The sequence below is a fragment of the Campylobacter sp. CNRCH_2013_0671h genome, assembly GCF_025773055.1.
In the GTDB taxonomy this organism is placed as follows: domain Bacteria; phylum Campylobacterota; class Campylobacteria; order Campylobacterales; family Campylobacteraceae; genus Campylobacter_D; species Campylobacter_D lari_D.
This window is the reverse complement of sequence record NZ_JAKMTG010000001.1, coordinates 284,787-302,842: the sequence shown is the minus strand read 5'-3', so window position 1 is coordinate 302,842 and position 18,056 is coordinate 284,787. Positions and strand designations below refer to the sequence as shown.

The window sequence follows — 18,056 nt, the reverse complement described above, 5'->3', positions numbered from 1 at the left end:
AGGTAAAATAATGAAAGAGCTAAATGGCTCGCAAATGATTTGTGAAGCATTAAAAGAAGAAAATGTTAAAGTAGTTTTTGGTTATCCTGGTGGTGCGGCTTTAAATATTTATGATGAAATTTACAAACAAACTCATTTTAAACACATTTTAGTCAGACACGAGCAAGCGGCCTTACATAGCGCTGATGCTTATGCTAGAATGAGTGGTAAAGTTGGTGTGGCAGTAGTTACAAGTGGACCTGGTTTTACTAATACAGTTACAGGTTTAGCTACCGCTTATAGTGATTCTATACCTTTGGTTTTAATTTCAGCTCAAGTTGCAAATTCTTTAATAGGAACAGATGCTTTTCAAGAAATCGATGCTATAGGTATTTCAAGACCTTGTGTAAAGCATAATTATTTAGTAAAAAATATCGAAGAATTACCTAAAATTTTAAAAGAAGCTTTTTATATTGCTACAACAGGTAGAAAAGGGCCTGTGCATATTGATATACCTAAAGATGTTACTGCTGCTATGGGTATATGGCATTATCCTAAAGAAATTTCTATGAAAACTTACAAGCCAACCTATAAAGGAAATATCAAGCAAATTAAAAAATTAGTAAGTTTGATTAAAAATGCTCAAAAACCTTTATTTTACCTAGGTGGAGGTTGCATAGCTTCTAATGCTAGTGACGAATTAAGAGACTTGATTCATTTTTGCCAAATTCCTGCAGTTGAAACTTTGATGGCTCTAGGGGCTTTAAGAAGTGATGATGAGCTTAATTTAAAAATGGCAGGTATGCACGGAAGTTATTGTGCAAATATCGCTTTAAGTGAGTGTGATTTACTCATTGCTGTGGGTGCTAGATTTGATGATAGGATTACTGGCAAAACAAGTGAGTTTGCCAAGGGTGCAAAAATCGTTCATATTGATATAGATCCAAGCTCTATTTCTAAAATTATCGAAGCGCATTTTCCTATAGTTGGGGATATTAAAAGTGTTATTTTAGATACCTTAGAAGAATTAAAAAAAGAAAGTTTTGACAACACAAAATATCAAGAATGGTTTAAAACTTTACAAAACTATCAACAATTATATCCTTTAATCTATGAAGATAGTGATGAAGTTTTAAAACCTCAATGGGTTATAGAAGAATGTGCTAGATTAGCTCCTGATGCAAGGATAATTACTGATGTAGGACAACATCAAATGTGGGTAGCGCAATTTTATCCTTTTAATTATGCAAGACAACTTGCAACAAGCGGTGGGCAAGGAACTATGGGGTATTCTTTACCGGCTGCACTTGGGGCTAAATTAGCTGTGGGTGAAGAAGTTGTAATAAATTTTGTAGGCGATGGTTCTTTTTTAATGAATATACAAGAGCTAATGACAGCAAGTGCTTATGGAATTAAAGTGATTAATATCATTTTAAATAATTCTTTTTTAGGTATGGTAAGACAATGGCAAAGTATGTTTTATAAAGAAAGATTTTCTAATACAGATCTAACAAGTCAACCTGATTTTGTTACTATTGCTAAAGGTTTTCATTGTGAGGGTTATAATGTTTTTAATAAAGAAGAATTTCAAAAAGCTTTTAAAGCAGCCTTAGAATCTAAAAAAACTTGTGTTTTAAATGTAGCTATAGATCGTTATGAAGATGTATTACCTATGGTACCTGCGGGTGGAGCTATTTATAATATGATTTTACCTAGCTATAAAAACAAGGATAAAAAATGAAAAGAAGAGTAATTTCTGTCATTGTATTAAATGAGCATGGGGTATTATCACGCGTTGTCGGGCTTTTTTCAGGGCGTGGTTATAATATAGAATCTCTTACAGTTGCTCCACTTGATGATAAAGAATTCTCAAGGATAAATATCGTTACTTTAGGCGATGAAAAAGTTTTTGAGCAAATCATAAAACAACTTCATAAACTCATACCTACTTATAAGGTAATTGATTCTAGTGATTTTATAGAAAAAGAAACAGCTTTGGTAAAGATTGCTTTGAGTGAAAATTTTGCAGGCTTAGATGCTATATTAAAAGCTTATAATGGCAGTGTAACTTATAGTGATGATGAGTTTATTATAGTAATGGCAAGTGATAATGCAAAAAATATCGATAACTTTTTAAAAACCATGAAAAAGTATAATCCTATTAGTGTTGTTAGAAGTGGTTCTATTTTAATGGAGGTAAAATGAAAATTAGTGAAATTGCTAAATTTTTAGGCATAGAATATTACGGAGATGATATAGAAATTACAGCTTTAAATTCATTAAATAATGCAAGTTTTACTGAACTTAGTTATTGCGATGGAGAAAAAAACTCTAAAAAAATTGCAAGTAGTGGAGCTGGAGCTATATTAGTCTCAAAAGAATTTGAAAATTTAGTTTCAAAAGATTGTGTTAAATTAGTTGTTGATAATCCACATTTATCTTTTGCGCTTTTAAGTAAGCTTTTTGCTAAACCTTTAATTTCTAGTGAAAAGAAAAATTCTAAAATCGCTAAAAGTGCCAAGATTATGCCAAATGTTTATATTGGAGAAAATGTCCAAATAGCTGATCATGTAGTGATAATGGCAGGAGCTTATATAGGCGATAATGTAAGTATAGGTGAATATACTACAATCCATCCAAATGTTGTGATTTATAATGACACTAAAATAGGTAAAAAATGCCATTTGCTAGCAAATTGTGTTATAGGTAGTGATGGTTTTGGCTATGCGCATACAAAAAATGGCGAGCATTATAAGATTTATCACAATGGAAATGTTATTTTAGAAGATTTTGTGGAAGTTGGAGCTTGCACGACTATTGATAGAGCAGTTTTTGAAAGTACTATCATAAAGCAAGGCACAAAGATTGATAATCTTGTTCAAGTAGGGCATAATTGTGAAGTAGGGGAGAATTGTCTTATAGTAGCTCAAAGTGGAATTTCAGGCTCAAGTATTTTAGGTAAAAATGTTACCATGGGTGGGCAAAGTGCTACAAGTGGGCATTTAGAAATAGGGGATTTTGCTACCATAGCCGCAAGGGGCGGGGTCACTAAAAATTTAGAAGGTGCTAGGGTTTATGGTGGTTTTCCTATCATGCTTCAAAAAGATTGGTTAAAATTTCAAGCAAAAATTATCACAGCTTTTAGGGATAAACATGAGTAAAAAAATATTTAAAACTATAGAATTACATGGTAGTAAAAGTGGAGAAATAAGCCTTTGTAATCTTTCTAATCCTTATGGTATAGGAAGCAATGATGTCTTAAGTATAGGTGTGGCTTTAAAAAAAGAAAATGGAATAGATTGGAAAGTTCATATTCCTTATGAAAATTTAAAAGATCTTATCCATGCACTTCAAGAAATAGAAAAAAGCAAAGCCTAGTTTAAAAACTAGGCGTATTTAAATCTCGTTTCCTTCCTGCGTTAATAATTAAAACAAAATTAAGCACAATCAAAACATACACAAAAGTTGGTATAGGAAAAGCGTCACCATTTGCATAAGAATGAAGCCCAGAAAGATAAAAATTCACTCCAAAATAAGTCATTAATATACTATAAAAGGCTAAAACACTAGCACTTGCAAAAACAAAAATAAAATAAGCTTTAAAAATAAATCTTAAGTGTAATACCATGGTATAAACTACAATAGAAATCAAAGCCCAAGTTTCTTTTGGATCCCAACCCCAATATCTTCCCCAGCTTTCATTAGCCCAAACTCCGCCTAAAAAATTTCCTATTGTAAGCATTGCAAGCCCTATTATCATAGACATTTCATTAACACAGTGTAATTTAATGATGTTTAAATCTATATTTTTATTTTTACCCCTTAAAGCAAAAAGAATTAAACTCAAAATCCCTATAATAAAACAAAGTGCTAAAAATCCATAACTTGCTGTTATAATAGAAACATGAATATTAAGCCAATATGATTTTAAAACAGGTACTAAATTCCCAATTTGAGGATCCATAAAGCCAAGATGAGCCACAAAAAGTGAAATGCCTGCTAAAAAACTCGCACCACATAAAGCCAAGAGTGATTTTTTAAAAAATATCACAGCGCTCATCGCACAAGCAAAAGCTATATAAATCATGCTTTCATAAGCATTACTCCAAGGAGCATGCCCACCTACATACCAACGAATGATTAAAGCTAGCGCATGTATGATTGCACATATACTTAAAATGATGTAAAAAAATCTATATACAAAAGTCGACAAAGAGATATTTTTTAATATAGTATAAAAACTTAAAAAGAAAAACACTAACGCAAAGCTAATATAAACAAAAGTTAGATTATCAAAGATATTGTAATGATTAAGCAGTATTTCAAGATCTAATCTTTCTTTTGGCGGTAAAACACTACTTCCATAGTGATTTTGAAAATCTTTTAAAGATTGCAAAAATTCATTTGCATCTTGCCATTGATTATTTTCAACACCATTGCGAACTTGTAAAAAATAGCTAACTAAAAGCATTTGTAAACGCTCTACATCTTCTTTTGCAAAAGGTAAAATTTGCACCGGAGAATACCACTTTAAACTTTGCTCATTAATATCAGGAAAAATAGTTAAAGCTTGACCGCTATAAATATAATATGCATGATTTATTTTTTCATCTAAGGCTAGCAAATCTTTATCGAAGTTAGTTCTTAGTGAGGGCTTTTTGCGGTTAGCTTCTTCAACATAATTATTCAGTTTATATACCCCATTATCAAACACATCATCAAATGCTATGTATTTTTCATTTATATCTGCGCCTATTAATTCTCTTAGCTTGCTTGTTTTTGTAGCTATCATTTTGATTTTTCTAAATTCTTTAGGATAAATCATCATTGCTAGAAAAATTTGATCATAGTGAAGATTTAAAAATTTTTCTTTTTGAGTGATTTTATAAACAAACTCCATTGCCAAAGTATCTAAAGGCTTGATTCTACCATTATGATCTTGCACAAGTAATCTTGCAAAATTTAAAGAATGTTCATAGGAATTCTTTTGCAAATTCGAGATTAAATTTAAAATTTCATTTTTATCTTCTTGTGCAAAAAGTGGAGTTTGTAAATTTGCAAAAAGCAAAATAAACAATACAAAACTTTGACCTTTTTTTAAATAAATGCTTAAACGATGAAATCTTGAGTTTTTATCAAATAAAACCCATAAAAATCCCAAAATCAATAAAGTATAACCTATATAAGTAGGGATTTTACCAGGATCTTTATTGACTGAAAGTATAGTGCCTTGCTCATCTTGATCATAAGAACTTTGAAAAAATCTATATCCACCATAATCAAGAACATTATTCATAAAAATATCATAATCTAGATTAATATTATTTTGCTTATCTATGATTTGAATTTTTGAAGTATAAGAAGATGGACTCATAGAGCCTAAATAACGCTCTAGTATAAAATCTTTTAAGTGTAATGCAAAAGGAAGCTTAATTTCTTTTGGTCCCCAATTGATAGTAAAATTTTTTCCCTGTAAGTTAAAATGCACTGCTTGTTTGTTTGTAAAATTTGGATTTAAGATTATTTGTGTATTTGCTTTTTGATAATTAATATTTAATTTTAAGCTAGCAGGTGTGATAGAGTCTTTTTGTGGAGTGTATTTGATAGAGCTTATGATTAATTTTTCGCCATTTAAGTCAATAGTTTTTTTAAAATGCTTTTGAGTTAGCGGGGTAAAGCTAATAGGAAATTCAAAACTAACATTAGTATCAAAATCAGTAATTTTTATAAATTCTTCTCTAGTAACTATGGTACTCGAGCTTTGATTTTCTCTTATATGCATTCCACCTTCTAAGCCAAAATATCTAGTAAGTCCAGCACCGATTAAAATCACTATAAAAGATAAATGTAAAAGCAAGATAGAGTATTTTTTCTTTTGAAAAAGCTTGTTACAAAATATCACTCCGATTAAATTTAAACCTAGTAATAAATGCAACATATCAAACCAAGCATTATTATAAATTAAAGCTTTAGCTGCACTAATACCAAAATCATTTTCTATAAAGGTTGCCACAGCACAAGCTATGGCATATATACTCATTAGTAAAAAACTCATTGCAAAAGAAAAAAAATACTGCATTTTTAACCTTTAAATATTATTTTCTTTATAAAAATGTATGAGTTTTTGTGCTATGGTTGCTTCGTCTAAATTTTGATTTTCTTTTTGATTTAAAAACTCCATTGTAGCGCTTAGTCTTTTTGCGCTAATAAAACCAGGATAATTTAGCAAAGTTTGGCTGTTTTTGTTTAAAATTACAATAGTAGGGGTGGCTACTATATCATAAATACTAGAAAGTTCAGCTGTACTTAAGTCACTTTTATGGTTTTTATAAAATGTATGAATTTTTTTATAGCTTATATTTATATAATATGAGCTGTATTTGTCTTTTATAAGTTCTTGTATTTTTTTATCATTTTTAAATTCTTCTTTTAATTTATCACAATATAAGCAGTGATTTGCGCTAAAAATGATTAAAATGTTTTTATCATCACTTTTTATATTTGTATTATCTTTAAATAAATAGGCTATTTCTTCATAAGATTTTTTATCTAAATCATTTGCTTTTTGTAAATTTTCTTTAGAAAATTGTGTACCGCTTGAGATTAAATTAGAATCAAGTTTTTCTTCATTAGAACAAGCTATAAAAAAAATACTTAAAAAACTAAGTGAGAGTATTGTTTTAAACATTTAAAATCCTTGAAAAAATTAGAAAAAGTCCTTATTCGCTATTATAGCGAATAAGGTTATAAGATAGTGTTAAAGAAAGTATAAAGCATTAAAAATAAAAATACTAAGCCAGTGATTAGCATTGCAAATCCTGCAAGTTTAGCTAGCCATTGATATGCTTTGAAGTTACTTTTATTTTCATATAAAGTGCTTAATTTTCCACTTTCTTTTAAGCGTTTATACCATACATTTCTTTCTTGTTTAATCTCTTCTTCGCTAATACTTCCTGAAAAAATCACCATATCCATAGGGAAGCGATCTGCTCTAAAATGCGTATTAAAGAAATGAATTGCAAAAATAAATCCTGTAGCAAGTAAAGCTTCATCAGAGTGAAGTAGGGTTGCTAAGTTGATTGCTTCACCTGGTAAAAATTTACCAAAGAAAGCAGGAAACCATAAAATAAGCCCTGAAATACCAATGATAAACATACCCCAAAATACTGCTAGATAGTCAAATTTTTCCCAATAAGTCCAGCGGTCAAATTGCGGTCTTGGTCCAAAACCAAAGAACCATTTAAAATGATCTTTCATATCTTTAAAATCTTGCCAATTTGGCATTAAAGAATCAGGCCCAAAAGTAGCTTTTAAAACTTTCATAAAGCTTATTTTGCCAGTTATTGGATCCCTTGCTACATCACGGCGTTTCCAATTTACGATGATGATTTCTCCAATGTGAGAGAAAAATACTGCAAACATTACTATGGCTGAAATATGATGTATGGTTGCTGCGTTAATGATATCTCCACCCATTAAATCAATCATAGGTTTAGCCCATGCTGAATCATAGAATTTTTGCGGTAAGCCTGAGAATGCAAGACCCAAAAAGCTAACTGCCATAAAAAAATGCTGAATTCTATGAAAAGTGCTAAATCTTCTTACTCTTACTTTATCTTCATGTGCTGCTTTTCTTGCTTCTTTCCATTCTTTAGGATATTTTATACGCATAGCAATTAAACGCAAGCACCAAAGTATAGTATGGGCTCCAAAGAAAACAAATACAGAAATGACCAAAATAGTCATGAATATATAAGCACCATGTAATCCAGGATATTTTTCGCCATCACTGTGATCAGCATGTGCCATCCAATTTGCGAAATTTTCATTTGCATTTGGGTGGCATGATTTGCAAGTTTGAATACGGTTAATTGGCGAGATAGTTGAGCTTCTTTCGCTTGATTTTAAAATATTATGTTTTCCATGACAATCAGAACAAGTAGCAACACTTGGAGTTTCACCTGGAGTGCTTAAAAACATACCTTTACCATGGAAAGTCATATGAAAAGTTGCACTTTTTTGTTTATGGCATTGTGCACATTTTTGATCGACTAATTGTTTTTGTGAATAAATTCCTGAATGTTTTGGGGTAATATGAATAGAGTGACAAGTCGCACAAGATGGTTTTTCTTTTTTCTTTTGCATATCTTGAGCAGGTAAGAACTTTTCTACTCCATGAGCGCTTTTTGCTAAAGCATTGCTTGCTTTTTCATGGCAAGTTGCACATTTTTGATTGATTAAGTTTTTACTTGCTGCAATATCAGCTCTAATGCCTTTACCTTTTTGAGCATGACAATCACGACAAGATGGGGTATTGCTAAATTTAAATCTTGAGTGAATAGTATCTTTAAACTCGATAATTTCTTTAGCTTTTTCCCATTTAACTGTGTCTATTTTTTCAACTTTTCTACCTGAAGTTATCCATGATTCAATACCATCAAGCATTACAACAGAGTTCTTATAGCCAAGTTCTATAGCAACTGCAGCAGCTTGAGAAGCTTCAAATCTAAAACGATTTAAACCATAAAATACTAAATTTGCATTTTTATCATTAGGTAGTAAATTTTGCCAATTTTCCACATAGGTTGATATGGAATTAGGTATATAGCCATTAGCTTGTCTATCTTGCTCTGAATTGACATCAAAAAAATAAGTATTATTTTGATCTAGCATTTCTTGAGCTTGTGCTAAGCTAATACTTTTTACACCTTCTATTGAGCCTATTTCTCCATTAGCCTCAGCAAAAATAAACCCTGATGGCATAAAAAGAGTAAAAAGGACAATAAAAAGTCGAGTGATTAAATTTTTCAAGACTAGCTCCTTATTTGAAGGAAGAATTTTTCATTCTTCCTTTGTTTTTATTTACCATTTAGGATATTTTGTGCTTCTTGGATATAAATTAAAGCTTCTTCTATGATTTTCTTAGAATAAGCAGGCCCATGAACACCCCAAGAACCATCTTTTTCTAGTCTATCAGCTATGGCTTGAGCTTGATTTGTTAGGCTTAGCACTTTTGATTTTTGCTCTACTGAAAGTTTGGTTTTTTCAGCAAAAGTTTTATCAATATTTGCTATACCTTTTCTAATTTTCTCATAGCCTTCTTTAACGGGGTTTTGCCACTGCATTACTTTATCATAAATCATTTCTTGATTGCTAAAGTGAAGTTTTTCAGGTAAGGTTGATTGTACAGGACTATGGCAACCACTTGCACCAGGACCCATTAGATTAATATCACTAAAACTAGTTCTACCACAACTCCACATTAAATCAAGGAAAAATCTACCTTCATCATCTCTAGCTATAGTCCAACCACCAACTTTAGGTGATCTTTCTTTGCCTTCTGGCGGATTAAGTGTTTTTGCGGTTTTATCTACTTTGATATTCCAAATATGTGAAGCTCTAACATTATCAAATCCACCTTTATCAGGGTTTTGAACCGCTCCAAAGTTTTCACAACTCATCATATTTGGCATGTGACAAGCTGTACAGCTGTCTTTTGCGTGAATTCCGCCTTTTTTGAAAAAGCTTGCTTGGGTTTCATGACAATCTTTGCAAGTTTTTTTAAGTTTTGTTTTAGTATAACCGCTTTTCCAATCATTAAAAGTTACTTCATGCGGATCATGACAAGTATTACATCTCATACCCTTATCATAGTGTGCTGAAGAATACATTTGAGCACCTTCTGTTCCACACGCAGGACAACTTGATTTAAAATACGCATTGAAAGGTTTTCTAGGATTGATTTTAGCATCAGCTTCATTATATGAAAATCTTTGATGACATCTTTCACAATTTGATGGCATACCTGCACCTCTTGCTCCATAAAGATGTGCTCCAGCCCCGTGGCATTCTTCGCAAGTAATACCTTTTGAGATGGTATGTTTTTGAAGTTCTTTTGGATTACCTAGTGCTTTGTAAAATTCTTCCTTACTCTTAAAATCAAATTTAAAAGTATGACAGGTTTCACAATATGCAGTAGCAGGCTGGAAAACTGCTTTTTCTTTATAAGTTGCAGCATAAGAGTTTGTTCCCCATACTTGAGAGCCGTTTCCTCCAAAATCTTCCATTTTAGTAGGAAAACCAGGTGCAAATGCAGCTATTTTTTGTGCCATTTCAGGGGTTAAAAACTCACTCCAAAGTCTTGAAAATTGATTGCCTCCAGCGGTTAATTTACCACTTAAATCACTCAAATTTCCATCTTCAACATGGTAGGTTCCACGCACAAGCCATCTATCTATAAAACCATATTTTGTTCTTGGTGTTCCAATGAGAGCATAAACATCATTTGGATAAATTCCATCAGGTAAAATAGTAGCTTGAGAATTATACATAGGTTTTTTCAAACCTTCAGCTCCACCAACTTCTTCCATTTCATGCGGAAAACGCACGGTTTTTGCATGACGAGAACGCTCCCAAGAAGCATATTGAGCAGGGTGACACTCACCGCATTTTTTTGGGCCTACAAATTTGTTTGGAAAATCCAAAAAAGACTCATAAGGCAAGCGATAAGTAATAGAGGCTTGTTTTAAATCATGCTCGGCAGCAAATTTAGCTCCATTTTGATTTGCAACCCAATTTTCAGTTCTATCACTATGGGTAAATTTACCCACCAAACGCCCTTCTTTTTCATATTTAAAAATAGGGTGATTTTTATAAAGATAATCAAAAAATGCATCTTCTTGAGCCACATAACCATCAAGGGTTCTAGGCTCTGAAGAAGCAAAAGCTTGTGTAGTCAAACTAATGCCCAATACTAAACAAGCATAAGTGGCGACTTTAGCTAGTTTATGTTTCATAACTTCCCTTTCATGTAGTTTTGTTAAAAGATAAAAACACTCTTATTTATTATCTATTAACTTTTAAAACATAATTTTGACTATTTTTTAATAAAAATTAACTTAAAAATATAATTTATTAACTTTTTATTAATTTAAATAATAAAAATTATCATATAGAAAAAAAAGTTATTTGCTAAATATTAAATTCTACTAATAGTCCCCACTACCTTACCTACAATTAAAAAGTCTCCATTTTGATAATGAACATCCGCATAACTTAGGTTAAAAGAGTGTAAATAAACTCCGCCTTTATTGCTTTTAAAAATTTGTTTGATAAATAAACCATCTCTGGTATTTACTGCAAAAACTCCACCTTCTTTAAAGCTTTTGCTTTTATCTACTAAACACAAAGAATCATCTTTGATTTCAGGCTCCATGCTATCGCCTATACATGGGATGATATCACAATCTTTAGAGCCAAAAAAATCACTTAGTTTTTCATCTATAATCACTTCTGAAAAACTTACATTATCATTTAAAGCTCCACCTCCCATAGAAGCATTAACATTATAATATTTTAAAACATTATAGTTTAGATCATGCGTTAGAGTATTACTCTCAAGGGAATCTTCATAAAAAAATGCATTGATATTGATATTTCTTTCATTTAAAAAATGAAGTATTTGTTTATAAGGTATGGAATTTCTAAATTTCATACTATAAAAGGTATCAGGATTGATATTTAACATTTTAGCTACATCAGAATCTTTGGCGTTTTTTATACCTTCTTTTTGGAGTATAAATTTAAGTTTATCAGTAATTTCATTCATTTGCATAAAAATCCTTTTAAATAAAAAGTATTTTAGCAAATTTACTTTTATTTTGCAAGAATTCTTTTAAATTAAAAGATATTTAGCTTCCAAATTTACGGAAGCTAAAAAATTATTTATTGATTAAGCTTTTGATGTATTGATCTACCATATATAAGCCATTACCATTATCGCTTATGAGTTTGATTTTATCTACTATACCTCTAAAAAGCGCTTCCTCTTCGTGTTGTTCGCTTACATACCATTGCAAGAAATTAAAAGTAGAATAATCTTTACTTGAAAGCATAAAATCTACAAGATTATTAATAGAAGCAGTGATACTTTGCTCATGCTCAAAAGTTTTTTCAAATACATCAAGCAATGATTTAAAATCACTATCAGGTTTTTTAACTTCTTTTAATTCTACTTTAGAATCAGTTTCATTCAAATAAGTGATGAGTTTTCTAGCATGATCACTTTCTTCTCTTGCATGCTCGAACAAAAACGCCCCTGCACCATCAAAACTATGCTCATAGCACCATGAACTCATACTCAAATACAAATTTGCTGCATACATTTCTTTATTGATTTGCTCGTTTAATAAAGCCACTACTTCTTTTGAAAGCATTTTTTCTCCTTTAAGTGTTATTGCTTTATTATATTAATATAGTTTTATTAAAAAGATATTAATAATAAAAAAATTATTTTGTATTTTTTATACTAAAAGAAAAAACACTGCCTTTTTGTGGGTTAGATTGAATTTTTAAAGAACTTTTGTGTAAAGTGAGTATTTTTTTAACTAAAAACAATCCTAGTCCAAAAGAATTGTTTTGGCTAGTATTGATTTTATAAAATTTTTTTGTGATTAATTTTAAATATTTTTCCTCTATGCCTATGCCTTGATCTTGTATAGTAAATTCTTGGTTTTTAACTTCAATAAAAATATCTTTTTGACTATATTTTAGTGCATTGTTAATGAGATTAATAATAACTTGCTCAATGAGAAAAGAATCTGCTTTTATGAAAGTTTGCTCTCCTTGAATTTTAATCCTGCTTTCATTAAAAATTTCAACAATATTTTTACTTAAAGCATATAAATCAAAATTTTCTTTATTTAAAGATATGATATTTAAATTAAAAACAAAATTTAGTTTGTGTGTTAGTTGGTTGATTTTTACGCTTTGCTTGTGAATTTTTTCAAGCATAAATTTTCTCATAGTTTCATCATTATGTTCTTTTTCTAAAGATTGCAAACTTAAATTTATAACACTTAAAGGATTTTTTAACTCATGTGAAATAGCACTGATTAAATTTGAAAGTTGAGTGTTTTTCATTTTAATTTTTTTGGCTTGTTTTTTATTTTGTAATTCTTTCTCATAAAATAATTTTTTTATTTTTAATAATCTTAAATTTAAAGAATTTAAATCATAAAAAAAGTTCTTTGTAAAATGAAATTCTGATTGACTCTTTATATTTTTAATAAACAAAAGTAATTCTTGAAAGTATTTTTTAAAAAAGTTAAATATAAAAATATATATTGCAGTTAATACTGCTAAAAAAAGCAAAAAAATCAAAATATTTTTTATCCAAAAATCTTGTATTTTTGCGTTTATTTTTGGATAAACAATGATGATGTATTTATATCCTTCATATTGATAAGCTTTATAATAAATTTCTTTATTATTAAAAAATTCATGTGTAAAATCTGCGTTAAATTGATTTTTAAAGAAATCAAAATCATCTAAAGATGAGATGGTTTTTCCATCTTTTTTGATGATAAAATCTGCTCTTGTTTGTTGAGAAAATTCTTGAATATTGTTTGTATTGAGTGTTTTTATAATGCTAAATTTTAATGTATCATTCAAGGTTTTTAATTTTTGCTCATAAGTGCTTTTTATAGTGTTGTTTATATATTGCTCATTAACAAAATAAAACAATCCTATAAAAAATATACAAAAACATATAAAAAATAAAGCAAAAAAATTTCTGATTTTTAACACAATTTATAACCCACCGAGCGCACTGAAATGATATTTTCTTTAATTTGTGGAATTTTTTGTTTTAATCTTAAAATAGCCGTATTGATTGTCTTATCGCTTGTTGTGTCATTTTTCCATACCTGCTCACTTAAAAATTGACGGCTTAGAAGTTGATTTTTGTGATTAAAAAAACACTTGAGTAATTCTACATCTAGGGTTGATAAATTTTCAAATGTATTTGTTTGATAAATTAATTTTCTTTCTTCTATATATAAAGTAAAATCTTGATAAGAAATTTGTTCTTTTGGAGTTTTATTTCTTTTAGTTACGGCTTTGATTCTAAATAAAAGTTCATTAAAATCAAAAGGTTTGCATATATAATCATCACAGCCTTGCTCAAAACCTTCTAAAATATCTTTTTGTAAAGTCTTTGCACTAAGAAAAATCACAGGCTCCATATAACCTTTTTTTCTTAATTGTTTTATCATCTCTACACTATCGCCACTTGGTAAATTTCTATCCATGATGATTAAGTCTATTTCATTTGTATCTAGAAAGGTTTCTAAGTCAAAAAAATCAAAATAATTATAAATTTTTATATTTTCTTGACTAAGTCTTAAACTAATTAACTCATTTAAATCTTTATCATCTTCTATCAAAATAACATTTAGCATATAAAATTATATCAAAAAATACATGTATCCAAAATGTTTCCAAGTTTTTTTAAATTTTCATTACTTTTTTAAAACAAGGAGAAAAAATGAAAAAACTTTTGGCTTTAAGTGTGGCTACCTTTGTTAGTTTAAACGCGGCAGAATTAAAAATAGCAGGTTCATCTACTGTCTATCCTTTTACTTCTTTTGTTGCTGAAGAGTATGCTTCTATAAAAAATACAAAAACACCTATAGTTGAAAGTCTTGGCACAGGTGGTGGTTTTAAAGTGTTTTGCGAGGGAATTACTGATATTTCTAATGCTTCAAGAGCAATCAAGCCAAGTGAATTTGAAACTTGTAAAAAATCAGGTGTGAGTGATATAGTCGGGATTATGATAGGCTATGATGGCATAGTTTTAGCTCAAAATAAAATCAATGCTCCATTAAATATAAGCTTACATGAGTTATTTTTAGCTTTGGCCAAAGAAATTCCACAAGATGGAAAATTAGTCCCAAATCCTTATACAAATTGGCAACAAATCAATAAAAATCTACCAAATAGAAAAATTACAATTTATGGTCCTCCATCAAGTTCAGGAACAAGAGATAGTATAGAAGAGCTTGTAATGGTAGATATTTCTAAAAAAATTCCTGAATATAAAGGTGCATATAAAACTATACGCCAAGATGGAGCATTTATACCAAGCGGAGAAAACGATAATTTAATTGTTTCAAAACTTTCTGTTGATAAAGAAGCTTTTGGGCTTTTTGGATACGGATTTTTAGCTAGTAATGATGATAAGATTAATGCAGTTGATATTGATGGTGTAAAAGCTGATGAGAAGAATATTTCCGAAGGAAAATATAAACTAGCTCGTTCTTTGTTTATATATATGAATGCTAAGAAAAATCCAGAAGTATTTGAATTTGCAAAAATTTATATGAGTGATGATTTAGCTAAAAGCGGAGCAGAATTAGAAAAAATAGGATTAGTTCCTTTGGATGAAAAAACATTAAAACAAACCCAAAAACATATAGAAGAAAAAGGTTTATTAACTGATGAGCTTGTTAAAGCAGGGAAAGTTTTTTAATTTTTAGGATGAAAAATTGATAAAAGAAAAAATAATAAAATTAACGCTTTTTCTTTGTGCTTTTGTTAGCGTAGTAGTAAGCTTTGCTATTATGCTAACTATTTTAATAGAGGCATTAAAATTTTTTCAAAAAGAAAGCGTATTTACTTTTTTATTCTCAAGTCAGTGGGCAGCAGATGCTGCATTTGTAGGTGCTGATGGAAGTAGCAAGCATGGGGTTTTTGGTGCTTTGAGTTTATTTTGGGGAACTTTTTATATTTCATTAATAGCAATGCTAACAGCCTTACCTTTAGGTGTAATGTGTGCTATTTATCTTGGAGTATTTGCAGGTAAAAAATCTAAAAACTATTTAAAACCTATTTTAGAAATCATAGCAGGAATTCCTACTGTAGTTTTTGGATTTTTCGCAGCCATAGTGGTAGCTCCTTTTATAGTGTGGTTTTTTTCTCTTTTTGGTATAGAAGCTAGTTTTCAAAGTGCCCTAGGTGCAGGTTTTATCATGGGTATTATGATAGTTCCTATAGTGGCTTCACTCTCACAAGATTGCATTGAAGCTGTAAGTTTAAAAAGGATAAATGGAGCTTATGCTTTAGGTATGACTAAAAAAGAAGTCGTTTTTGCAGTAATTTTACCAGAAGCAATGCCAGGTATAGTTGCAGCTTGTCTTTTAGGACTTTCAAGAGCTTTAGGTGAAACAATGATTGTTGTTATGGCTGCTTCATTGCGTCCAAATTTAACAATGAATTTTTTAGAAGATATGACAACAGTGACTGTAAAAATAGTAGAAGCATTAAGTGGTGATCAAGCTTTTGATAGTTCTTTAGCTTTAAGTGCATTTTCTTTAGGGCTTGTGCTTTTTATTATTACATTAATCATTAATATTTTTAGCGTTTATTTGATAAATCGCTTCCATAAAAGGAAAAATTTATGAAAAAACTTTTTAAACAAAGAAAAAAAGCTTCAAAAAATTTCAAAAGATTCTGTAAAATGGGGCTTTATATAAACCTTATTTTTCTTTGTATTTTTTTATCAAGCGTAGGGTATCTTGGGATAGGAGCTTTTAAGCAAACTTACATTTATGCCCAGGCTGATAGAAATAGCCCTTCATATGAGCTTTTATCGCGTGCTGAACAAAGGAAAATAAGAACAGGTCAAATCAAAGAAAAATCTTGGCTTTTAGCAAATTCTGAAGTTGATCAATATATGAAAAAAAACTATAATAAACTAAGCGATGAACAAAAAACTTTAGTTGATGAATTAGTTCAAAAGCAAGAAATCAAACTAAGTTTTAACACAAATTTTTTCCTTAATGGAGATTCTAAATCACCTGAAAATTCAGGAATCTTTGCTTCTGTGGTTGGAACTTTACTTGTGATGATAGTATGTATGGTTGTAAGTATCCCAATAGGAGTTGGAGCAGCTATTTATTTAGAAGAATTTGCTCCGCAAAATGTATTTACGCATTTTATAGAAGTGTGTATTAATAACCTTGCAAGTATTCCTAGTATTTTATTTGGACTTTTAGGACTTGGGGTGTTTATTAATCTTTTTGGGATGCCTCGTTCTAGTGCTTTAGTTGGAGGATTAACTTTGGCTATTATGAGCTTACCTATTATTATTGTTTCAACTAAAGCTGCCTTAAAAAGTGTGGATATTAATATGAAAAATGCAGCATATGCTTTAGGCATGACTAAAATTCAAATGATAAAAGGCATTATGCTACCTTTGGCAATGCCTATGATTTTAACAGGTTCTATTTTAACTTTAGCTCAAGCTATTGGCGAAACGGCACCTTTGATGATTATAGGTATGATAGCTTTTATACCTGATGTGGCAAATAGTGTTTTTGCACCAACAAGTGTTTTACCTGCTCAAATTTTTTCATGGTCAGCTATGCCAGAGCGTGCATTTTTAGAAAGAACAGCAGCAGGGATTATAGTGCTTTTATCTCTTTTGGTGATTTTAAATTTAGCAGCAATACTTTTAAGAAGATATTTTCAAGGAAAATTAAAATGATAGCAAAAACAACAAATCTAAATTTATTTTATGGTAAAAAACAAGCTTTATTTGATATTAATATGGAAATTCAAAAAAATAAAATCACAGCTTTAATAGGTGCTTCAGGCTGTGGAAAATCCACATTTTTGCGTTGTTTTAATAGGATGAATGACAAAATAGCAAAAATCGATGGTCTTGTTGAGATTGATGGAAAAGATGTTAAAAATCAAGATTTAGTCGTGCTTAGAAAAAAAGTTGGAATGGTATTTCAACAACCTAATGTTTTTGTAAAAAGCATTTATGATAATATTTCTTATGCTCCAAAACTCCATGGGATGATCAAAAACAAAGATGAAGAAGATGCTTTGGTGGAAGATTGTCTTAAAAAAGTAGGGCTTTTTGAGGAGGTAAAGGATAAACTAAAACAAAATGCTCTAGCACTTTCAGGTGGTCAGCAACAACGCCTTTGTATTGCAAGAGCTTTGGCCATAAAGCCAAAATTATTACTTTTAGATGAACCAACTTCTGCACTTGATCCTATATCTTCAAGCGTTATAGAAGAGCTTATTAAAGAATTAAGTCATAATCTTTCTATGATCATGGTAACGCATAACATGCAACAAGGTAAGCGCGTGGCTGATTATACTGCATTTTTTCATCTAGGTGAACTTGTAGAATTTGGTGAAAGTAAAGAATTTTTTGAAAATCCAAAACAAGAAAAAACAAAAGCATACTTAAATGGAGCTTTTGGATAATTTTTATTTATTTA

16 protein-coding genes are annotated in these 18,056 nt (G+C 30.0%); 8 read left to right on the top strand and 8 right to left on the bottom strand.

Going from position 1 to position 18,056, the window contains the following annotated elements:
- The first annotated feature begins 10 nt into the window (after window positions 1–10).
- Genes L8X97_RS01555 through L8X97_RS01540 form a run of 4 tightly spaced genes read left to right on the top strand, consistent with a single transcriptional unit; the run spans window position 11 to window position 3,357 of the window.
- Window positions 11–1,720: an acetolactate synthase large subunit gene (locus L8X97_RS01555; RefSeq protein ID WP_263662468.1), complete on the top strand. Its 1,710-nt coding sequence runs from the start codon at window positions 11–13 to the stop codon at window positions 1,718–1,720.
- A complete protein-coding gene (gene ilvN / locus L8X97_RS01550; RefSeq protein WP_263662467.1) occupies window positions 1,717–2,184 on the top strand; it encodes an acetolactate synthase small subunit in 468 nt (155 codons plus the stop codon). The genes L8X97_RS01555 and ilvN overlap by 4 nt, the downstream gene beginning before the upstream one ends.
- Window positions 2,181–3,140: a UDP-3-O-(3-hydroxymyristoyl)glucosamine N-acyltransferase gene (gene lpxD / locus L8X97_RS01545; RefSeq protein ID WP_263660779.1), complete on the top strand. Its 960-nt coding sequence runs from the start codon at window positions 2,181–2,183 to the stop codon at window positions 3,138–3,140. The genes ilvN and lpxD overlap by 4 nt, the downstream gene beginning before the upstream one ends.
- Entirely contained in the window at window positions 3,133–3,357 is a 225-nt protein-coding gene (locus L8X97_RS01540; RefSeq protein ID WP_133318859.1) for a hypothetical protein, read from the top strand. Before lpxD ends, L8X97_RS01540 begins: the two co-directional genes overlap by 8 nt.
- 1 nt (window position 3,358) lies before the next feature.
- Here the strand turns inward: L8X97_RS01540 and ccsA are convergent, their stop codons facing one another.
- The 8 genes from ccsA to L8X97_RS01500 all read right to left on the bottom strand — a co-directional run bounded on the left by ccsA (window position 3,359) and on the right by L8X97_RS01500 (window position 14,219).
- A complete protein-coding gene (gene ccsA, locus L8X97_RS01535; protein ID WP_263662466.1) occupies window positions 3,359–6,058 on the bottom strand; it encodes a cytochrome c biogenesis protein in 2,700 nt (899 codons plus the stop codon).
- 9 nt (window positions 6,059–6,067) lie between these two features.
- Window positions 6,068–6,667: a SoxW family protein gene (locus L8X97_RS01530; protein ID WP_263662465.1), complete on the bottom strand. Its 600-nt coding sequence runs from the start codon at window positions 6,665–6,667 to the stop codon at window positions 6,068–6,070.
- Window positions 6,668–6,723: 56 nt separating this feature from the next.
- The gene (locus L8X97_RS01525; protein WP_412175780.1) at window positions 6,724–8,742 is read right to left on the bottom strand and encodes a rhodanese-like domain-containing protein; all 2,019 of its coding nucleotides are present in this window, start codon (window positions 8,740–8,742) and stop codon (window positions 6,724–6,726) included.
- 95 nt (window positions 8,743–8,837) lie between these two features.
- The gene (locus L8X97_RS01520; RefSeq protein WP_263662463.1) at window positions 8,838–10,775 is read right to left on the bottom strand and encodes a cytochrome c family protein; all 1,938 of its coding nucleotides are present in this window, start codon (window positions 10,773–10,775) and stop codon (window positions 8,838–8,840) included.
- A 182-nt stretch (window positions 10,776–10,957) separates the two neighbouring features.
- Window positions 10,958–11,593, bottom strand: a complete 636-nt coding sequence (locus L8X97_RS01515) for a helix-turn-helix transcriptional regulator (protein ID WP_263662462.1) — start codon at window positions 11,591–11,593, stop codon at window positions 10,958–10,960.
- 106 nt (window positions 11,594–11,699) lie between these two features.
- Entirely contained in the window at window positions 11,700–12,194 is a 495-nt protein-coding gene (gene ftnA / locus L8X97_RS01510) for a non-heme ferritin (RefSeq protein ID WP_012661514.1), read from the bottom strand.
- Between the two features lie 73 nt (window positions 12,195–12,267).
- Window positions 12,268–13,566: a sensor histidine kinase gene (locus L8X97_RS01505; protein WP_263662461.1), complete on the bottom strand. Its 1,299-nt coding sequence runs from the start codon at window positions 13,564–13,566 to the stop codon at window positions 12,268–12,270.
- Window positions 13,560–14,219 carry a response regulator transcription factor gene (locus tag L8X97_RS01500; protein WP_043019788.1) on the bottom strand — a complete coding sequence of 220 codons (660 nt, stop codon included), beginning with the start codon at window positions 14,217–14,219 and terminating at the stop codon, window positions 13,560–13,562. The genes L8X97_RS01505 and L8X97_RS01500 overlap by 7 nt, the downstream gene beginning before the upstream one ends.
- Before the next feature lie 86 nt (window positions 14,220–14,305).
- Here L8X97_RS01500 and L8X97_RS01495 point away from each other — a divergent pair, with 86 nt between their 5' ends.
- From L8X97_RS01495 to pstB, 4 genes are read left to right on the top strand one after another with little or no spacing between them, the layout of a single operon-like run.
- Window positions 14,306–15,289, top strand: coding sequence for a substrate-binding domain-containing protein (locus L8X97_RS01495; RefSeq protein WP_257928718.1), 984 nt, complete (start codon window positions 14,306–14,308; stop codon window positions 15,287–15,289).
- 16 nt (window positions 15,290–15,305) lie between these two features.
- Window positions 15,306–16,220 carry a phosphate ABC transporter permease subunit PstC gene (gene pstC, locus L8X97_RS01490; RefSeq protein WP_047208303.1) on the top strand — a complete coding sequence of 305 codons (915 nt, stop codon included), beginning with the start codon at window positions 15,306–15,308 and terminating at the stop codon, window positions 16,218–16,220.
- The gene (pstA, locus tag L8X97_RS01485; RefSeq protein ID WP_133318866.1) at window positions 16,217–17,305 is read left to right on the top strand and encodes a phosphate ABC transporter permease PstA; all 1,089 of its coding nucleotides are present in this window, start codon (window positions 16,217–16,219) and stop codon (window positions 17,303–17,305) included. Before pstC ends, pstA begins: the two co-directional genes overlap by 4 nt.
- A complete protein-coding gene (pstB, locus tag L8X97_RS01480) occupies window positions 17,302–18,042 on the top strand; it encodes a phosphate ABC transporter ATP-binding protein PstB (protein ID WP_133318867.1) in 741 nt (246 codons plus the stop codon). Before pstA ends, pstB begins: the two co-directional genes overlap by 4 nt.
- Window positions 18,043–18,056 lie beyond the last annotated feature (14 nt).